At 46.7% G+C, this 16,523-nt stretch carries 18 protein-coding genes and 2 pseudogenes; 3 read left to right on the forward strand and 17 right to left on the reverse strand.

Features of this window, described 5'->3' with window-relative positions; genetic code table 11:
• Positions 1-8 precede the first annotated feature (8 nt).
• The 6 genes and pseudogenes from rfbB to V756_RS0101665 all read right to left on the reverse strand — a co-directional run bounded on the left by rfbB (position 9) and on the right by V756_RS0101665 (position 4,421).
• Positions 9-956 (reverse strand): dTDP-glucose 4,6-dehydratase, encoded by a 948-nt coding sequence (gene rfbB, locus V756_RS0101645; protein ID WP_024713115.1) that lies wholly within the window; start codon positions 954-956, stop codon positions 9-11.
• Positions 956-1,696, reverse strand: coding sequence for a sugar phosphate nucleotidyltransferase (locus tag V756_RS0101650; RefSeq protein WP_024713116.1), 741 nt, complete (start codon positions 1,694-1,696; stop codon positions 956-958). The genes rfbB and V756_RS0101650 overlap by 1 nt, the downstream gene beginning before the upstream one ends.
• A 24-nt stretch (positions 1,697-1,720) precedes the next feature.
• Positions 1,721-2,095: pseudogene (locus V756_RS1000000124680) on the reverse strand (PseG/SpsG family protein); the annotation flags it as partial.
• Positions 2,096-2,103: 8 nt separating this feature from the next.
• Positions 2,104-2,200 (reverse strand): annotated as a pseudogene (locus tag V756_RS1000000124225) (hypothetical protein); the annotation flags it as partial.
• Positions 2,201-2,221: 21 nt separating this feature from the next.
• Positions 2,222-3,646, reverse strand: a complete 1,425-nt coding sequence (locus V756_RS0101660) for a CDP-glycerol glycerophosphotransferase family protein (RefSeq protein WP_024713118.1) — start codon at positions 3,644-3,646, stop codon at positions 2,222-2,224.
• Positions 3,647-3,650: 4 nt separating this feature from the next.
• The gene (locus V756_RS0101665; protein WP_024713119.1) at positions 3,651-4,421 is read right to left on the reverse strand and encodes a glycosyltransferase family 2 protein; all 771 of its coding nucleotides are present in this window, start codon (positions 4,419-4,421) and stop codon (positions 3,651-3,653) included.
• A 319-nt stretch (positions 4,422-4,740) separates the two neighbouring features.
• On the opposite strand from V756_RS0101665, the gene gerQ reads away from it, so the two are divergent.
• Positions 4,741-5,286 carry a spore coat protein GerQ gene (gene gerQ, locus V756_RS0101670; RefSeq protein ID WP_024713120.1) on the forward strand — a complete coding sequence of 182 codons (546 nt, stop codon included), beginning with the start codon at positions 4,741-4,743 and terminating at the stop codon, positions 5,284-5,286.
• Between the two features lie 45 nt (positions 5,287-5,331).
• Here the strand turns inward: gerQ and V756_RS0101675 are convergent, their stop codons facing one another.
• From V756_RS0101675 to V756_RS0101685, 3 genes are all read right to left on the reverse strand, one after another.
• Positions 5,332-5,703: a DUF423 domain-containing protein gene (locus V756_RS0101675; RefSeq protein WP_024713121.1), complete on the reverse strand. Its 372-nt coding sequence runs from the start codon at positions 5,701-5,703 to the stop codon at positions 5,332-5,334.
• A 61-nt stretch (positions 5,704-5,764) separates the two neighbouring features.
• Positions 5,765-7,087: a purine/pyrimidine permease gene (locus V756_RS0101680; RefSeq protein WP_024713122.1), complete on the reverse strand. Its 1,323-nt coding sequence runs from the start codon at positions 7,085-7,087 to the stop codon at positions 5,765-5,767.
• A gap of 19 nt (positions 7,088-7,106) precedes the next feature.
• Positions 7,107-7,424 carry a YwdI family protein gene (locus V756_RS0101685; RefSeq protein ID WP_024713123.1) on the reverse strand — a complete coding sequence of 106 codons (318 nt, stop codon included), beginning with the start codon at positions 7,422-7,424 and terminating at the stop codon, positions 7,107-7,109.
• A 168-nt stretch (positions 7,425-7,592) separates the two neighbouring features.
• On the opposite strand from V756_RS0101685, the gene V756_RS0101690 reads away from it, so the two are divergent.
• On the forward strand, positions 7,593-8,963 hold the full coding sequence (locus V756_RS0101690; protein ID WP_024713124.1) for an aldehyde dehydrogenase: 1,371 nt from the start codon (positions 7,593-7,595) through the stop codon (positions 8,961-8,963).
• 24 nt (positions 8,964-8,987) lie between these two features.
• Here the strand turns inward: V756_RS0101690 and V756_RS0101695 are convergent, their stop codons facing one another.
• From V756_RS0101695 to V756_RS0101715, 5 genes are all read right to left on the reverse strand, one after another.
• A complete protein-coding gene (locus V756_RS0101695) occupies positions 8,988-9,665 on the reverse strand; it encodes a uracil-DNA glycosylase (RefSeq protein WP_024713125.1) in 678 nt (225 codons plus the stop codon).
• A gap of 14 nt (positions 9,666-9,679) precedes the next feature.
• Positions 9,680-10,486: a glycosyltransferase family 2 protein gene (locus tag V756_RS0101700; protein WP_024713126.1), complete on the reverse strand. Its 807-nt coding sequence runs from the start codon at positions 10,484-10,486 to the stop codon at positions 9,680-9,682.
• A gap of 89 nt (positions 10,487-10,575) precedes the next feature.
• The gene (locus tag V756_RS0101705) at positions 10,576-11,109 is read right to left on the reverse strand and encodes a hypothetical protein (RefSeq protein ID WP_024713127.1); all 534 of its coding nucleotides are present in this window, start codon (positions 11,107-11,109) and stop codon (positions 10,576-10,578) included.
• Positions 11,110-11,156: 47 nt separating this feature from the next.
• Positions 11,157-11,792, reverse strand: coding sequence for a permease prefix domain 1-containing protein (locus V756_RS0101710; RefSeq protein WP_024713128.1), 636 nt, complete (start codon positions 11,790-11,792; stop codon positions 11,157-11,159).
• Positions 11,785-12,123 carry a PadR family transcriptional regulator gene (locus V756_RS0101715; RefSeq protein ID WP_024713129.1) on the reverse strand — a complete coding sequence of 113 codons (339 nt, stop codon included), beginning with the start codon at positions 12,121-12,123 and terminating at the stop codon, positions 11,785-11,787. Before V756_RS0101715 ends, V756_RS0101710 begins: the two co-directional genes overlap by 8 nt.
• Positions 12,124-12,266: 143 nt before the next feature.
• Between V756_RS0101715 and V756_RS0101720 the strand changes: the two genes are divergently transcribed.
• Positions 12,267-13,082 (forward strand): bifunctional hydroxymethylpyrimidine kinase/phosphomethylpyrimidine kinase, encoded by an 816-nt coding sequence (locus V756_RS0101720; RefSeq protein WP_024713130.1) that lies wholly within the window; start codon positions 12,267-12,269, stop codon positions 13,080-13,082.
• A gap of 90 nt (positions 13,083-13,172) precedes the next feature.
• On the opposite strand, the gene V756_RS0101725 is transcribed toward V756_RS0101720, so the two are convergent.
• From V756_RS0101725 to scrA, 3 genes are all read right to left on the reverse strand, one after another.
• Complete coding sequence (locus V756_RS0101725) at positions 13,173-13,421, reverse strand: hypothetical protein (RefSeq protein WP_024713131.1); 249 nt, start codon at positions 13,419-13,421, stop codon at positions 13,173-13,175.
• Between the two features lie 93 nt (positions 13,422-13,514).
• On the reverse strand, positions 13,515-14,954 hold the full coding sequence (sacA, locus tag V756_RS0101730) for a sucrose-6-phosphate hydrolase (protein WP_024713132.1): 1,440 nt from the start codon (positions 14,952-14,954) through the stop codon (positions 13,515-13,517).
• The gene (gene scrA, locus V756_RS0101735) at positions 14,951-16,336 is read right to left on the reverse strand and encodes a PTS system sucrose transporter subunit IIBC (protein ID WP_024713133.1); all 1,386 of its coding nucleotides are present in this window, start codon (positions 16,334-16,336) and stop codon (positions 14,951-14,953) included. The genes sacA and scrA overlap by 4 nt, the downstream gene beginning before the upstream one ends.
• Positions 16,337-16,523 lie beyond the last annotated feature (187 nt).

Consider the following 16,523-nt stretch of genomic DNA (forward strand, 5'->3'; position numbering starts at 1 on the left):
TCACCTTCTCATCGGTCATTGTTTGTATACCAGCGAATCGTACGCGCGATGCCGTCTTCAAACGGCACTTCCTGCCGCCAGCCCAGTTCGTTTTTCAGCTTTGACGCGTTGATCGCATAGCGCCGATCATGCCCTTTTCGGTCTTCCACATGGGCGAACAATTCCTCACAGCCCAGATGCTTCATGATGATGCTCGCCAGCTCTTTATTCGTGCGTTCATTTCCGCCGCCGATGTTATACACCTCGCCGTCTGTTCCTTTTTCTAAAATCAGCTTGATGGCGCGGCAATGATCCTCCGCAAACAGCCAATCTCGAATCTGCAGCCCATCGCCATACAGCGGAACCGGAAGCCCTTGCTTTGCATGGCGGATAATCGTCGGAATCATTTTTTCGCTGTGCTGATAGGGGCCGTAATTGTTGCTGCATCTTGTAATGATGGCCGGAAGCTTATGGGTTTTCACATAAGACAACACGAGAAAATCAGAGCTTGCTTTGCTGGCTGAGTATGGGTTGTTAGGGGAAAGCGGCGTCGTTTCAGTAAACGCGGGATCATCCAGTTCTAAATCCCCGTAGACCTCATCTGTTGAAATATGAATCAGCTTTTTTGCCTTCCCTTGTAAAACCGCTTCCGCCAATCGGTATGTCCCCATCACATTCGTAGTGATAAACGGCTCCGCTTGGGAAATGCTTCTGTCCACATGCGATTCTGCCGCGAAATGAATCACACCGTCATAGGTCTGATCAAACGCGCGGTCGATATCCTCCTGAACGCTGATGTCCCCTTTTACAAAACGAAATCGGCTGTTTTCCTTTAATATGTCGATTTCCTCCGGGTGGCTGGCGTACGTCAGTTTATCTAAAACGGTAATGCGCGCATCCGTTTCCTTCAGCATGAGCTTTGTAAACGTGAGCCCGATGAAGCCGGCCCCGCCCGTAATTAAATATGATTTTGCCATCACTTTTCGTCCTGTCCTTTCTGTAAAGCCTTGTGTACAAGCCGGGAGGCGAGATGAAGCGATTCATGAGTTCCGGCATCAACCCACCAGCCTGATAACACATCATACGTAAGCTGGCTGTTTTCGATGTATAGATTATTCACATCGGTGATTTCCAGTTCGCCGCGCTTTGACGGTGATATTTGTTCAATATATGAAAATACCTCCGCATCATACATATAAATGCCGGTTACACAAAGATTGGTCGGCGGATGCGCGGGCTTTTCGATAATGGAACGGATCCGCTTGTTTTTCTCATCAATCTCAGCAATCCCGAAGCGTTCCGGATCATCAACTTCTTTGAGCAGCACCTTTGCTCCTTTTCCCTGCTGTTCAAAGCGCTCCGTATAAGGCTTTAATGAATCTTCGAATATATTATCACCTAATAATAAAAGGAAAGGCTCTTTTTTCGTAAAGCGTTTTGCATAAGACAGTCCATCCGAAATGCCCGATGCGGCCGGCTGTACCTGATAAGTGATGGTGACGCCAAGCTCTTCCCCGTTCCCAAGCAGCTTATAAAATTGCGGCATATGCTCTTTTTGGCTGATGAGTAAAATGTCTTTTATTCCGGCTTCCTCAAGCTTCATAATCGACCAGTAAATCATCGGATACGGGCCTACAGGAAGCAAATGCTTGTTGACGGCTTTCGTTAAGGGCATAAGGCGTGAGCCGTTTCCTCCGGCTAAAATAACACCTTTCACATTAACACTTCCTTACTTGCATTTTTATACCTTTCGATCATACATATCTTGAAAGAATAGCTGTTACCCGATTGTTCCCTTTGCCATCCAAGAGCGGCCTTCCCCCTTGTGCAAAGAAAGGCGCAGAGAATAGCTGCTGATGAGCCGTGACATTTGATGGATAATCGTTTCACCCGATACAGGCTCTCCCAGACCAAGACCAAGGACGACGTCTTATTCAGCGAATAGTTTGGCTGTTGCGGTTTGACGTTCAACCTGGGAAAGAACAAGGCAAGGCACGCCGATACAAATAGCTTCATCCAGAGAGAGGCCCCCGGCGGCAATAGCTGCACCTGCTTGTTTCATCACACCCGCCATATCATTTGTCTGCCTGATCACCGTGTACTGCGGCTTTTTTTCGGATCCGCCTTCGGACCTTTGGAGAGCCATCCCGCTTTAAGCGAGTTCTCCCTTGCCGATTAACGGAAATGAATTAGGAAGAAAATGATCTCTCTTTTGCACCATTTCCTTTGCGCTCCCATCATTTTATTCAGTATCTTCCCGCCTGTAATCAACCCCTGTTTTGGCTTTCAGTTCCGCTAATAAAGCGTTTGTTGATTCTGTCACCGGATAATTAGCTGCTGTGAATGCCAGACGCGACTCTTCTGCTTTTTCCTGCACAGCGGGACTTTGAAGAACCTCAATCAAGGTGCGCGCCAGTTCATCCGGCTGGTCAAACATAAAATCGCCTAGAGATTCATAATACGGATAAGAGCGGTTTCCGGTCGATTTCCCGATCAGCACAGGCTTTTGAAACAGCATGGCTTCAAGTCCGACTGTTGAGGTTTGCGTCACTGCCGCGTCAACATATGGCAGCACATCATAAAGCCCCGGCTCCTTTTTGAGGACTCGGCATGCTTTATGTTTTTTCGCCGCCTCGTGATACAGATCCAGCTTGTTTTTTCCGATTTCCCACGGGTGGGGTTTGATGATGATTTGCAGCTGATTCTGATCAGAAAGCCCTTCCAGCACACCGGAATAAAAATCTTCTGAAAAGGGCTGAGTGGCAATGAGCACAATTTTTTTAGACGGATGAAAAGCAAGTTTGCGATAGAAGACGGACATATCCATAGGGGTTCTGTTAAAAATCTCATCGAAGCGGGGATGTCCCGTGACGAGAATCTGCTCGGGTTTACAGCCTTTTCGTATGAACCACTCTGCTTCATACGCGCCAAAAACAGCTTGATAGGCTGTAAAAACAGGAATGAAGGCTTCATCTCCCATCAATGCGCCATGCTGAAGACAAATGCTGACGGCACCTCTCCTACGGCACATGAGAGCGAGCACTCTGCTGTAAACATCTTCGGCAGTTCCGACGACAACGGCCGAAATCTTCTCTTTCTCAAACAGCGTATCAACCGTATCAATGGCTTCCATAAATAAAGGAATATCTTTATAAAGCCGGTCGCGAAACGCTTGATCACCGAATGCCGGGTGATCGTTGAAAGAGGCAAGAATCGAACAGGCTGTTTCGAGATACGGCTTCGGGTCGCCCTTCTGGCATGATTCCGCAATCTCACGCTTACTGATCACTGGCAGATCACAATAATGCGGCAAACTCCATCTGGCCAAAACAGATGTTTTTTCAGGATCAAACTGATAGTAATTTTCGTTTGTAAAACGCAGGTAATCAAAGTGCAAAATGACTTTCCCTTCAACAGGTTCGTCGTTTATTTTGACTATATTTTGTATGTTTTCTTCAAAAAACGGCTGAATCTGCCCTTCATCGATATGCTGATCCGCCGGTCCAAATAACTCTGGTTCTTCTTCCATTATCACTCGCAGCTCAGGGCTGATATATTGATAAAAATTGCTGATAAGCCCAAGCGGAATCCCCTTATAGCGAAGTTTGTCAAAAAGCTCTACATACTTCCGGTACAGCACCCAATAATTGCTTAAATAGGCCGACAAGCTCTCACCCCATTCCAAGCTTTCTTAATGATTCACGCAGATCGCGGCAATTGCTCTGCGGAGGAAGATTCCTGACGAATTCATTTTTTTCGGATTCAAACAGCTGAAAGTGAATCGATTGGTCGGTAATATAATTCAGATCCAGCTCCTCAGCCAGCGGGTAAAACGGATAAAAGTGGTTGACTCTCCAAAAGAACCTGGCATCGCCGATCCGATAAAACGCCGGGTTTTCATCCCAATAGGAGCCAAATGTCTCCTTTACCTTTTCAAGCACGGAATACCTGTGCATCACCGAGCAATGATCGATGGCGCACGGCGCGTTCCAAGTCATTTGAGCTGCAGGTCTGACCGTCTCTTTTACAATGTCGCGGTGCTCGTTTAAATGAAGGGTTTTGGAGGCTGAGTAAATCACATCCTTTTCAGGGTGAGCATCAAGCTCCTGCACCATTTTCCGGAGCCGATTCGGCATATAAATGTTGTCATCCGTTGCATAGGTGATATATTCACCTTCCGCCATCTCAATCGCCTGATTGATCAGCGCCGCGTACCTCGTCTTTGCCGTTCTTTCCTTTACTCCAGATACATTACTTTGATAAAAACGCACTCGGTTATCATTCAAAAAAGGACGGATTACATTCAGCGTCTCTTCATTGGAGTTGTCATCCATAATAAACAATTCAAAATCTGAAAACGTTTGTGAGAGTATGCTAGAAATGGATTTTGCCACATAATCGCTTTTGTTATAGCTCGTCATAATGACTGACACTTTCGGCAAATCCTACACCTCCTTCTTGGCACTTCACACCTGAAACTATCGTTATCTTATGTTGCTTACGCGCCAGTTGCGCCAGGGATACAAACCAATATGCGAAAAGTTTGTGTATATCTTTAAAAAACAGCGGCTGTCCTGATCAAAATTTGATCCGTCCGCTATCCTTTTTGCGCATATTCCAAGCATCAGCCTCATAATGTGAAAGAGATAAAACTCGCACCAGCGACTAAGATCGTTTTCCATCGGGGGTGAGTTATCGCGGAGCGTTCACCTATACATCCTGAACATGTTTTGAATGGTTTTCATCAAAAGGAGGAACGATATGAAACCGAAAAAAAATCAATATCAGCAAATGCAGGCATTTGATAATATGCAGGGGTTTCAGCCTCAGTTTGGCTCCAATCCTTACCCGCAGCAAGGCCAAGGCGGACAAATGCAGATGATGGGGATGCAGCCAATGATGCCAACAATGCAGCAGGGGCAGCAGCAGCAAGGACAGCAGGGTTTCGGATTCCCGAGCCAGCAGCAAGGCGGCGGTTTTCAAATTCCATCGGGGCCTACACCGTCAGCGCCGGGCCAAAGCGTTCCCGGCATGCTGCCTGTTGAAGAATCTTATATCGAAAACATTTTGCGTTTAAATCGTGGAAAAACAGCTACCATTTACATGACGTTTGAAAACAGCAAGGAATGGCCCTCGAAAATCTTTCGCGGTGTCATCGAGGCCGCGGGCCGGGATCACATTATTATCAGCGATCCGAAATCAGGAACACGCTACCTGCTCCTGACAATCTACCTCGATTACATTACGTTTGATGAGGAAATTGCCTATACGTATCCATATTCCATGTCTTCCTATTCGCCAAGATAAAGAAAAAGCCAATCCCTCTTATGATGAGGGATTGGCTTTTTTTGTTTATAGATATTTGACGGCTGCGACAACGATCATAATCCAAGAAATAATAAACGCCACGCCGCCGAGCGGAGTAATAGCCCCAAGAATGGAGACTTGCGTCACACTGAGTATATATAAGCTTCCGGAAAACAGCACAATTCCCGCAAACATCAGCCAGCCGGCTGTCGTGACACTGCCGGTGCCGGATAATTTATCGGCCAGAAATGCGACTACGAAAAGCCCCAGGGCGTGATACATATGATACTGCACGCCTGTGTGCCAAACTTGAAGATATTTATCAGGGATTTTCCCTTCTAATCCGTGAGCGCCAAAAGCGCCGAGGCCCACAGCAAGGAGGGCGTTTATGGCTCCTAATATGATAAAAACTTTCATCTATCTCTCCCGCCTTTTCGTTAAACTCATATCATTTATCTTATCGCACCTGCACCAAAATTCAATGTTTGTTCTCCGATGACACGAGATTGTCGGATTTTCTCCTGCGCCAAAGCTGAAACTGATCTGCCGCTATTGCCGCAAGCGTCCCTAATACGAGCCCGTTGCTTAAAAGAGAAATAAATACCGGATGCAATCCCTTTAATGCAGTTTCAGGAACAAACATGATACCGACCCCTGTCAGCAGAGAGATACCGATCACAGACCGCACCCTTTTCAGTTCCGCTTTCTCGTATGAATCAAATTCAGCAAAGGCCAGACCGCCCATTGCGGAGAACACAACAAAGTTCACCGCAAATCCAACAGGTGACGGCAGGCTCGCAAACGCATTCATAAAAAACGGAATCACACTGATCACGACAACCAGAATACTGCCGAGCATAAACGGTTTTTTAGAAGACATTTTGGTCGTCTCAATAAAACCCGCGGCTCCAGAAATCGGAACCGGTGCAATAGCTCCCGTCAAACCGCTGAGCAGATGGCTGAATGAAGCGGCAAAACCGGCATGGCGTTCATGATGCTGTCCATCCGGCTGTTTACCGAATTTTTTCACAGCAATATCCACCACCTTCATGCTCGCAAGCATATTCACGATCAGCAGGATGGTAACAAAAATGGAAGTGATGATCAATCCGCTGTTAAATAGCGGGGTGCCAAAAGGAAACAGGGAAGGCAGCTGAAACAGCCGGTCCGGCATTTCCATCGGCTTTGCGGCTCCGGCAGCGGCAAACAGCACCCACCCTCCGAACAGGGCCAATAGAATCGAATATTGCTTAAAAAACATAATGTTCGAATTTGTCATCAAAAAGGCGGCAGCAATCACAACAAGCGCCAGGCCAAATACAAGAGCGTCCACCCCGTCCTTTCGATAGCCGATTCCGAGAATTCCTTTTATAATAGGCTGACTCAGCTGCATGACGAGCAGCAATAAATAGACGCCCGTTACAACCGGAGTAAACAAGGCGGCAAGCCGGTCTATAACCTTGAAGACACTTAACAAAAAGAAACATACAGCGCTTACAAGAAGTGCCCCCTGCAAACCGCGCAATGTATCTCCATATGTCACAAACACAGTTCCCGTCAGCCCGGCATAGATCGTATACACTCCCCACCACAAGCCGGCGGGGCTTTCATTAATCGGCAGTCTATGGCCTTTCAAACACTGAATAACCGCGGCAATTCCCAGTACAAAAAAGGTGCTTTGGATCAATCTCGCAGAATCAGAGTGATCCAGATGAAACGACTGGGCAACCGCCACCGGTACAACAATTGCCGCAGCAATGATAAACGCTGTCCATTGTAGTGCGCCAAGAACCAATTTCACGTGAGCTCAACCTCTCTCATTAAAAATCAAATAAAGACTCTCCGTTTCCGTCCTCTTCCTGCTTCTCTTTTTCCTGCTTTCGATATTTATTTAATCCCGCGCTTCCCATCATTTTTTCCATCATCAGCTGGTCTGTCGATGGCGGCGCGGCAGGGCTCGGTGTGCTGCTTGGCTGTATGCGGGGCGCGCTCGCAGTCTCCGGCTGATCCAGCACGACGTCACACAAAGATCGGACAACCGCTACATAACGCTTCAGCTCCTCATCCCGTTCAGCAGTCTTTGCTTTTTTCAGCTCCTCTTCCATCTTTTGAATCAAAGCAGATATATGAATGTTCATCAAGAACCCTCCAAGAAAATAAATGTCGTCTTCCTGCATTTTATCAAATTCATGCGGCAAACGCAGATATGAGTTTGTTATTTTTTCTGACAAACCTTGCGCATTTGACAAGCAGAACAAATTTTTCACATAATAAATCACCATATCTTACAAAAAAGGAGCGACGGAATGAACAGCATCCCCTCTATCGTCAGCAAGCATAAGGCCTATTTTGCGGCGGGGCATACGAGACCGCTAGAATCGAGACTGGACATGCTGCAAAAGCTGAAACAAGCCATCAAAACACATGAAGCCGATATAACAGCCGCTCTCTATCAGGATCTCCACAAATCCGAACAAGAGGCATACACGACAGAAATTGGAATCGTGTTGGAGGAAATCAGCTTTGTGATGAAACGGCTGAGAAAATGGATCAAGCCGAAACGAGTCAAAACACCGCTGACCCATCTAGGCTCGAAAAGCATCATTATCCCTGAGCCGTATGGGACCGTTTTGGTGATTGCTCCTTGGAACTATCCCTTGCAGCTGGCTCTTTCTCCCTTGATCGGAGCCATTGCAGCCGGAAACACGGTCGTTCTCAAGCCGTCAGAATATACGCCGGCTGTTTCCGCTGTTCTTTCTAACCTCATCAGCAGCGTTTTTCCGAGTGATTATGTCGCTATGGCGGAGGGCGGGCCCGACGTCAGCACAGCGTTATTACAGCAGCCCTTTGACTATATTTTCTTCACCGGCAGCGTTGCCATCGGTAAAATCGTCATGGAGGCCGCCGCCAAACAATTAATTCCGATTACCTTGGAGCTTGGCGGCAAAAGCCCCTGCATTGTCCACAAGGATGCTGACATAAAGCTCGCCGGCAAACGCATCGTATTTGGGAAATTTACTAATGCGGGGCAAACCTGCATCGCACCGGATTACGTATTTGTCCACGAAAGCATCAAAACAAAGCTCACAGAAGAAATGAAGCGTGCGATCAATGAGTTTTACGGCCCTCAGCCTGAACAAAATCCGCAGTACGGCAAAATCGTCAGCGAACGCCACTATCAGCGGCTGCTCAGCTTTCTCAAAGATGGCGTCCCGCTTACAGGCGGGCAATCTGATCCTGATCACCACAAACTAGCGCCGACGATTCTTGATCAAGTAAAGGATGACTCTCCAGTGATGCAGGAGGAGATTTTCGGGCCGATTCTTCCGCTGTTTACATACAGCGATATCGAGGAAGTCATTGAGAAAGTCCAATTGCGCCCAAAGCCGCTCGCTCTGTATATCTTCACCACAAACAAAGACATCGAGCGGGCTGTTTTAGAGAATCTGTCGTTTGGCGGCGGCTGTGTCAATGATACGTTAATGCACGTCGCAACGCCATATTTGCCATTCGGCGGCGTCGGAGAAAGCGGCATCGGCAGCTATCACGGATTTGACAGCTTTAACACCTTTTCGCATCAAAAAAGCGTCGTCAAACAAACGAACCGCTTCGATTTTGCTTTTCGTTACCCTTCATCCAAAAACGGGCTGCGGATGATTCGGAAAATACTTAAATAAAAAAGCGCAGAGTATCTGCGCTTTTTATAAATCCTCTATACACCAATTAACCGGCGCTTCTCCCATTTTCTCCAAGCACGCATTCGCCCGGGAAAACGGCCTGCTCCCGAAAAATCCGTTTCTTGCCGAAAACGGGCTGGGATGCGTCGACTCTATGATAAAATGCTTGGACGTATCGATCCGTTCTTTTTTCATTTGGGCATGCCGGCCCCACAAAATAAACACCACTGGACGCTCTCTTTCATTCAACACGTCAATCACCCGGTCCGTCAGACGCTCCCAGCCTTTACCCTTATGGGAATTCGCCTGTCCGCGCCTTACTGTCAGCACCGTATTCAGCAACAGAACCCCTTGCTTTGCCCAGCTGACAAGCGATCCGTGATTCGGGATGCTGCATCCGATATCCTGCTGCAGCTCAAGAAAAATATTCCGTAATGAAGGCGGCTGCTTCACACCCGGCTTTACGGAGAAGCTTAAGCCTTGAGCCTGTCCCGGACCGTGATACGGGTCTTGGCCGAGAATGACGACCTTGACATCATCGTATGAGGTATAATGCAGCGCATTAAAGATATCTCGGCTGTCCGGATAAATGGTTTGCTCCGCGTATTCCCGCTTCAGCATCTCTCTGAGCTCTTGATAATACGGTTTCTCAAACTCTTCTTTCAGCTGATTCCACCAGCTGTCCTGTAATAGCTGTTTCAAGATTCAGGCCTCCCTTACGAACGATGAAGTCTGGAATAGACAGGCTTGCCATCCCAAACGATTTCACTTTGTGCTTCCCGTCTTTTCATCTCAGGCTCTTCAAGCAGGACGGCAAAGTTTTTCGTCGGCAGTTCCCCGAGTCCGTGCTTTTCACTTAAACGATCCAAATACTGTTTCCGCTTGTCGCCAAGGTCCGCAGACTGATTGTCTCCCGCGTCACTAAAGGCATAAATCACACTGGCGCAAGGGACACGCTTCACCCGGTGCTCCTTCGCCGCGCGCAAATAAAAATCCCAGTCCCAATAATTGTGCACATCAGCATCGAAATACCCGATTTCATTATGCAGAAAACGTCTGTACATGCTGCCCGACGGCACATATGTAGAGAACACTCTCATATCCTCATAGTCAGCGGTGTAAGCAAACAGCTTCCGTGAAATAGGATATCTTGTTCCGTTTTTCTCTTCAAACGAGACAATTTCCGCATCAGAATGAACGAAATCTGCCGTTTCTATTTCCTTCGCCATTCTCTCCACATGCCCCGGCGTAAAGAAATCATCGTCATCACAAAGCATAATGCAATCGCCAGATGCCTCTTTCACACCGGCATTTCTCGCTGCCACATGCCCCGAGTTCTTTTCTAAATTGATGACAGCAATCGGAAGCTCCGGATACAGTGCTTTCACTGGCACGACCGATTCTCCGGCATCATTCACAATAATAATTTCATACGGTTTCAAGGTCTGCTCAGAAATCGATTCCAGCAGCTCACACAAAGCCGGAATCCGATTATAGGTCACAATTACGATAGAAATCTTCATGATGCTCTCCTTCTCATTTTCATAGTCATGTACTATTAAAACATATATTGGACGGGAGATCAGTGGGAATATCCTACCGAAACGAGAAACTAAATTGACAGAAACAGCAGTGTTGCACTGATCAGGAGCGCCATGATTATTGTCAGATCTCCAAAAACATGAAAGAGATCTTTTAGGCGGACGCCATTCGGAAGGATAAGGTGCCAGAGCTTAGATTGATAGACCGGAAGCAGCACAAGCGCATAAGCAAGACACAAAAACGTAAAAGCCGGCGGAACAAAAGCACAGCCTGTATCCTCCCAATTCCTCACGATGTCTTTCACACTTGATCCATCTAATAAAAACAAAGATATCATGATGGCCAGCAACACAAAGGATCCCAGTTGAACCTCGAACAGGCGCATTTTCTGGTTATATGCAAACCGGACCGCCCAAAACCAAACGTAAGCATATGAACATAACAGCATAAGAATGGCTCCGGCCGTATATACGACGTCAGGCAGCAGATCTAGCAGAAAGACAAAAGGCAAGCTGGCCAGCATAGCCAAGAGCATACAGCCGCCCGTAAACAAAAATACTGCTCCATGAGCTACAAAACCATATAAACAAGAGCTAATCTTCACAATCTGCACCTTCCTTACATAGAAATTCTATGTATATAAATAAAAAATCAGGCTAGCTGACGCCTGCCAATATAACAGCCCATTCGGCCGAATAACGGAAATAGCAGCGTTGCACAAGCACAAGTTTCGACAAACCAAGATGAAAGCAAGGATTGAAACAGCACAACAGGAATTAAATGAAATAGAAAAACAAGCATAAAAATGATGTTTGGCACCATGCAGATCAGAATCGTATGCAAAACAAGCTGCTCTCCGTGTTTCCCAAACTCCCTCACCCCTTGATACCCAATCAGCACCCAGTAGATCATATATGCAGCTAAGATCAGCCACACAGAAACAGAAATGCCTTTCCATACAGCATGAACAATGGGTGATTCAAGCCAGGCATGCATCATCGTAATGATGATACCGACAGCGAAAAGTGTGCTGTTAAAGAAAAGATGGAACATTAAAAACGCTCGGAACGTGACAGGCTGTTCTTTCTTAAACGAAGAAACGATGTCAGCTGGCGTTCCAAACGCCTGCATTAAAGTCTGCATAGCTTCCTCTTCACTCATCCCTTCCTGAAAAGAGTGGAACAAATGATGTTCAATATGGCTCTCAATTTCATCTATCATTGCCTCATCTTCTGGAAGCCCCTTAAGCCCGTTTTTGATTTCGGATAGATACGTTTTTTTATCCATTCTGCCCGCCCCGCTTCAACATTCGGTCCATCATAGCGGAAAATACGTTCCATTCCTTCTTGCGTTCCGCCAGCACCTCTTTGCCTTCATCTGTAATCCGGTAGTATTTGCGGTCCGGCCCTTTCTCCTGCTTCTCCCAATATGACGAAATAAATCCTTGGCGTTCAAGCTTGTGAAGAGAAGGATACAAGGTGCCTTCTTTCATCTGAAGTTCATTACTGCTGCGTGTTCCCATTTCTTTGACAAGCTCATAACCGTACATCGGCCGCTCGTCCAGAAGCGTCAATACCAATATAACAGTGCTGCCCTTAACCAGCTCACGATTTAACATCACAAAACCCCTACCTAGTTTTCTTATGTAGCATTTTACGAAAGCCCTTTGGTATTGTCAAATGATTCCTATCGATCTTCTATATTGTGATACAGAGAAAATCTAACTATAATGAAAGATAAAACACGATGGAGGTTCAAGACATGTCTATGCATAAAGCACTCACCATTGCCGGCTCAGATTCCAGCGGCGGTGCTGGGATTCAAGCTGATTTAAAAACATTTCAAGAAAAAAACGTATACGGGATGACCGCCTTAACGGTGATCGTTGCCATGGACCCGAACAACAGCTGGGACCATCAAGTCTTCCCGATCGATACTGATACAATCCGCGCCCAGCTTGCAACCATTACGGACGGCATCGGTGTGGACGCCATGAAAACAGGAATGCTGCCAACCGTTGACATTATCGAGCTTGCAGCAAAAACGATCAAAGAAAAACAATTAAAAAATGTGGTGATCGACCCGGTCATGGTTTGTAAAGGAGCAAATGAAGTCCTTTATCCGGAGCATGCCCAAGCCCTGCGTGAGCAATTAGCGCCGCTAGCCACTGTCATTACGCCGAATCTCTTTGAAGCCAGCCAGCTCAGCGGCATGGATGAATTAAAAACAATTGACGATATGATCGAAGCTGCGAAAAAAATTCACGCACTCGGCGCTCAATATGTTGTGATTACAGGCGGAGGCAAACTCAAACACGAAAAAGCCGTTGATGTTCTTTATGACGGAGAAACAGCGGAAGTTCTTGAAAGCGAAATGATCGATACGCCTTATACACATGGCGCAGGCTGTACGTTCTCAGCAGCCGTGACAGCAGAGCTTGCCAAAGGTGCGGAAGTCAAAGAAGCCATTTACGCAGCGAAAGAATTCATTACCGCTGCCATTAAAGAATCCTTCCCGCTTAACCAGTATGTCGGACCTACTAAGCATTCTGCACAGCGCCTGAATAAACAATCATAAATAAAAAAGGCTGCCTTCCAGAGAGGCAGCCTTTTTGATATGAGCGAAAACTTTTCACAGAAAAAACTGCCGATTCCATTGGCAGCCTGTTTATTTGATTTTTAAATTGTTCGCAGATTTCCGCAAAAATGCTTCTATCGACTGAACAAAAAGTGCATATTCCTTCATTTGCTCATATGCCCGTGAAAGAATTTCCGCCGTTTCACTGTGCGGCGCTGTCCCGCCAAGCATTTCTTTCACTTGAAGCAGCACATCCTTATATTCTTCCCGCTTATCTTCAACTTGGTCCGCAGCAGCTTCCAAACATTCCGGCGTTATCTTCTGTTCATGTATATTCAAGAAAACAACTCCTTTTACAGAAAAAAATAGTAGGTTATCGTTGAAGAATAGCACAGATGACTCAGATTTCACATAAGAAAATAGGAGGATTTTCTACATAAGTGTCCAAATCCCGACGCTCATCGCAGATTTTCCTGTCGAGCTGACTGTTACTTCATCATTTCCCGGGAAAGGAAAATATCTCGCGCTGAAGACCTCTTCTCCGTTATTGACGAAAACTTCTAAAGATGACGCGTCGATAAACATATGCACGGTATGCAAATCATTCATTCGGCAATGTCTCGCTTCTGTTCTTTTTCCATCGAAGCTCGTTCTCTCCAGCTTAATAATCCCTTCGTCCTTATGAAAGGAAAACACAGCCGTACCTCGGATACTGATTGAAAATCCAGACTCCGTCTGAATGTCTTCAATCAGTATCTCAGCTCTTTCAGGCTTCTCAATCGGAAGTAAGCCAGATGATCCATGCATGCTGATTTGTATGTTCTTCTCATTCCTGCGCATGGCTTTCAGCTCGGGCAGCGGCTGCTGAATCAGCTTCCGGCCTGATAGCGTCAGCTGTCTTGGCAGCGTCATACAATGAATCCAGTGATAGTCAATCGTCGGATGAGCTCCTTCATCTTGATCAGGCACAGCCATCCATGCAAACAAAATCCGCCTTCCCTTATCGTCTTCAAGTGTTTGCGGCGCGTAAAAATCAAAACCTTGATCAAGCTCCGTAAAGTCACCATGCTTCAGTTCAGGCTTGTTATAATCGAGACGCCCGACAAAATAACCTGATTGATACACGTTCTGATAGCGAAAATCATCTGCTTCAAGCCCTTGAGGCGAGACAATCAGCACATCTGATCCTTGAAGGGAAAATAAATCAGGGCACTCCCACATGTACCCGAAATCGTCCAGCCCGTTGAAGCCCGCGCCGGTTATCGGACCTAGGAACCTCCACTCTGTCAGGTTATCAGAAGCAAACAGCACGGCCTGCCCTTTCAAATTTTCCGTTTGCGCACCGATCACCATATACCATGTGCCTTCATGCTCCCATACCTTCGGATCACGAAAATGCGGCGTGTATCCCTCCGGGAGGCGGGCGACGACACCCTTTTTCTCAAAGGACAGTCCATCGTCAGATACTGCCAGGCATTGATACGTTTCCCGATTCCCATCCTGATCCCTGACATTGCCTGTATAAAACAGATAGAGCCGATCGTCTTTCGTGACAGCGCTGCCCGAGTAGCAGCCGTTTTTATCGAACCAATCACTCGGAGCGAGCGCAATGTCTTCTCGCTTCCAATTCACAACATCCTGTGTCGTATAATGCCCCCAAAATTTCGCGCCGTGCCCCGTCTGAAATGGCTGCCACTGAAAAAACACATGATAGCTGCCCTTCCAATACATCACGCCATTTGGGTCATTCAGCAGCCCAACCGGCGGCACAATGTGAAAATGCTGACGGTGCGGATCGCTGTTAGCGATAGACTCTTTTTTCGCCACTTCTTCATAAGCCCGGCGACGAAGCTCCTGATCATGTGCTGTCATTTTTTTCTCCCCTCATCCTCATTAATTTTCATGATAAACGCTGCAATGAACGCTGACACTCCCGCAATGGCCATCCCAATCAGATAGTTGATCAAGTTGCCCATGCCAAATGGCGCGGCAATGGCGATCATCGGAATACCCGTTAATCCGTAAGCGTTTGCTGCCACATGTGTAAAGACGACATATGCACCGCCCAGCGCGCCTCCGATCATCGCGGCGATAAATGGCTTACGGTAGCGAAGATTGACTCCGAATATGACGGGCTCAGTGATGCCAAGAAAAGCAGAAAATGCAGCCGGAAGCGCAATTTCTTTTGTTTTTGCTTTTTTCGCCATAAAGAAGACGGCAAGGCCGGCCCCGCCCTGTGCAACATTCGCCATTGACCAGATCGGCAGCAAGTAGTTTTTGCCGATATCTGCAATAAGCCCCGCCTCAATTGCATGGAAGCTGTGATGAACGCCTGTCAGCACGATAAGTGAATACATGCCTCCGAAAATCAGACCCGCAACAAAACCGGCATGGTCATATACATAGGTTAAAGCAACCGTAATGCCGGAGCCAAGTGCTCTGCCCAGAGGACCAATCGCGATAAAAGCGACAAACCCGGTGACAATCACTGTGACAAAAGGTGTAACAAGCAAATCTACCGCATGCGGAACCACTTTTCTTGTCCATTTCTCTACCTTGCTCATTACATAAACCGCCAGCAGTACTGGGATGACAGTTCCCTGGTAGCCCAGAAGTGCGATATCAAATCCGAAAAGATGCATATAATCAGGTGTCGCTTCCGCCAACCCCCATGGATTCAAAAGATTCGGATGAATCATGATTCCCCCGATGACCGCTCCCAAATAAGGGTTGCTGCCAAATTCTTTTGAAGCGCTTACTCCGATGAGAATCGGCAAGAAAATAAATGCCGCACTTGAGAACATATCAAGCAGCTGCAGCAGCGCAGAATCCTTGCTCATCCAATGAAACGCATTGACCATACCGAGTAATCCCATTAACAGGCCGCTGGCCACAATCGCCGGAATGATGGGAACAAAAATATTAGAAAGCGTTTTCGCAAATCTCGCCGCGGGATTCATTTTTTCTTTTGCCGCATCCTGGTGATTGACGTGATCTTCACGCTCAATGTCGGCTTCCTTTGAAAAAGCGTCGTACACCTTATTCACAAGGCCTGTTCCGAAAATGATCTGATACTGGCCAGAGCTGCTGAAAGCGCCTTTGACGCCATCAAGCTCTTCTACTTGCTCTTGATCTATCTTTGATTCATTTTTTATGACTAAACGCAGTCTTGTTGCACAATGAGCCGCGCTGATAATGTTTTCTTTCCCCCCGAGAAGCTCAATAAGTCGTTTTGCAGTCTCTTTGTAATCCATCTGTTTTTCCCCCTTTTATTTAAACAAAAAAGACCTAAAATTCGCCAACGAATAAAGGACACAGCGATCCTACTCGTTTACACAAATTTTAGGTCTTGCCTGCTTTACCAGTCACAATCCCGCTTATTTAGATTTAAGAATACGCTTTCATCATAAATCATGACAGCGCTTTCGTCAACGGTTTTTT

This window comes from Bacillus tequilensis KCTC 13622 (genome assembly GCF_000507145.1).
Classification (GTDB): domain Bacteria; phylum Bacillota; class Bacilli; order Bacillales; family Bacillaceae; genus Bacillus; species Bacillus tequilensis.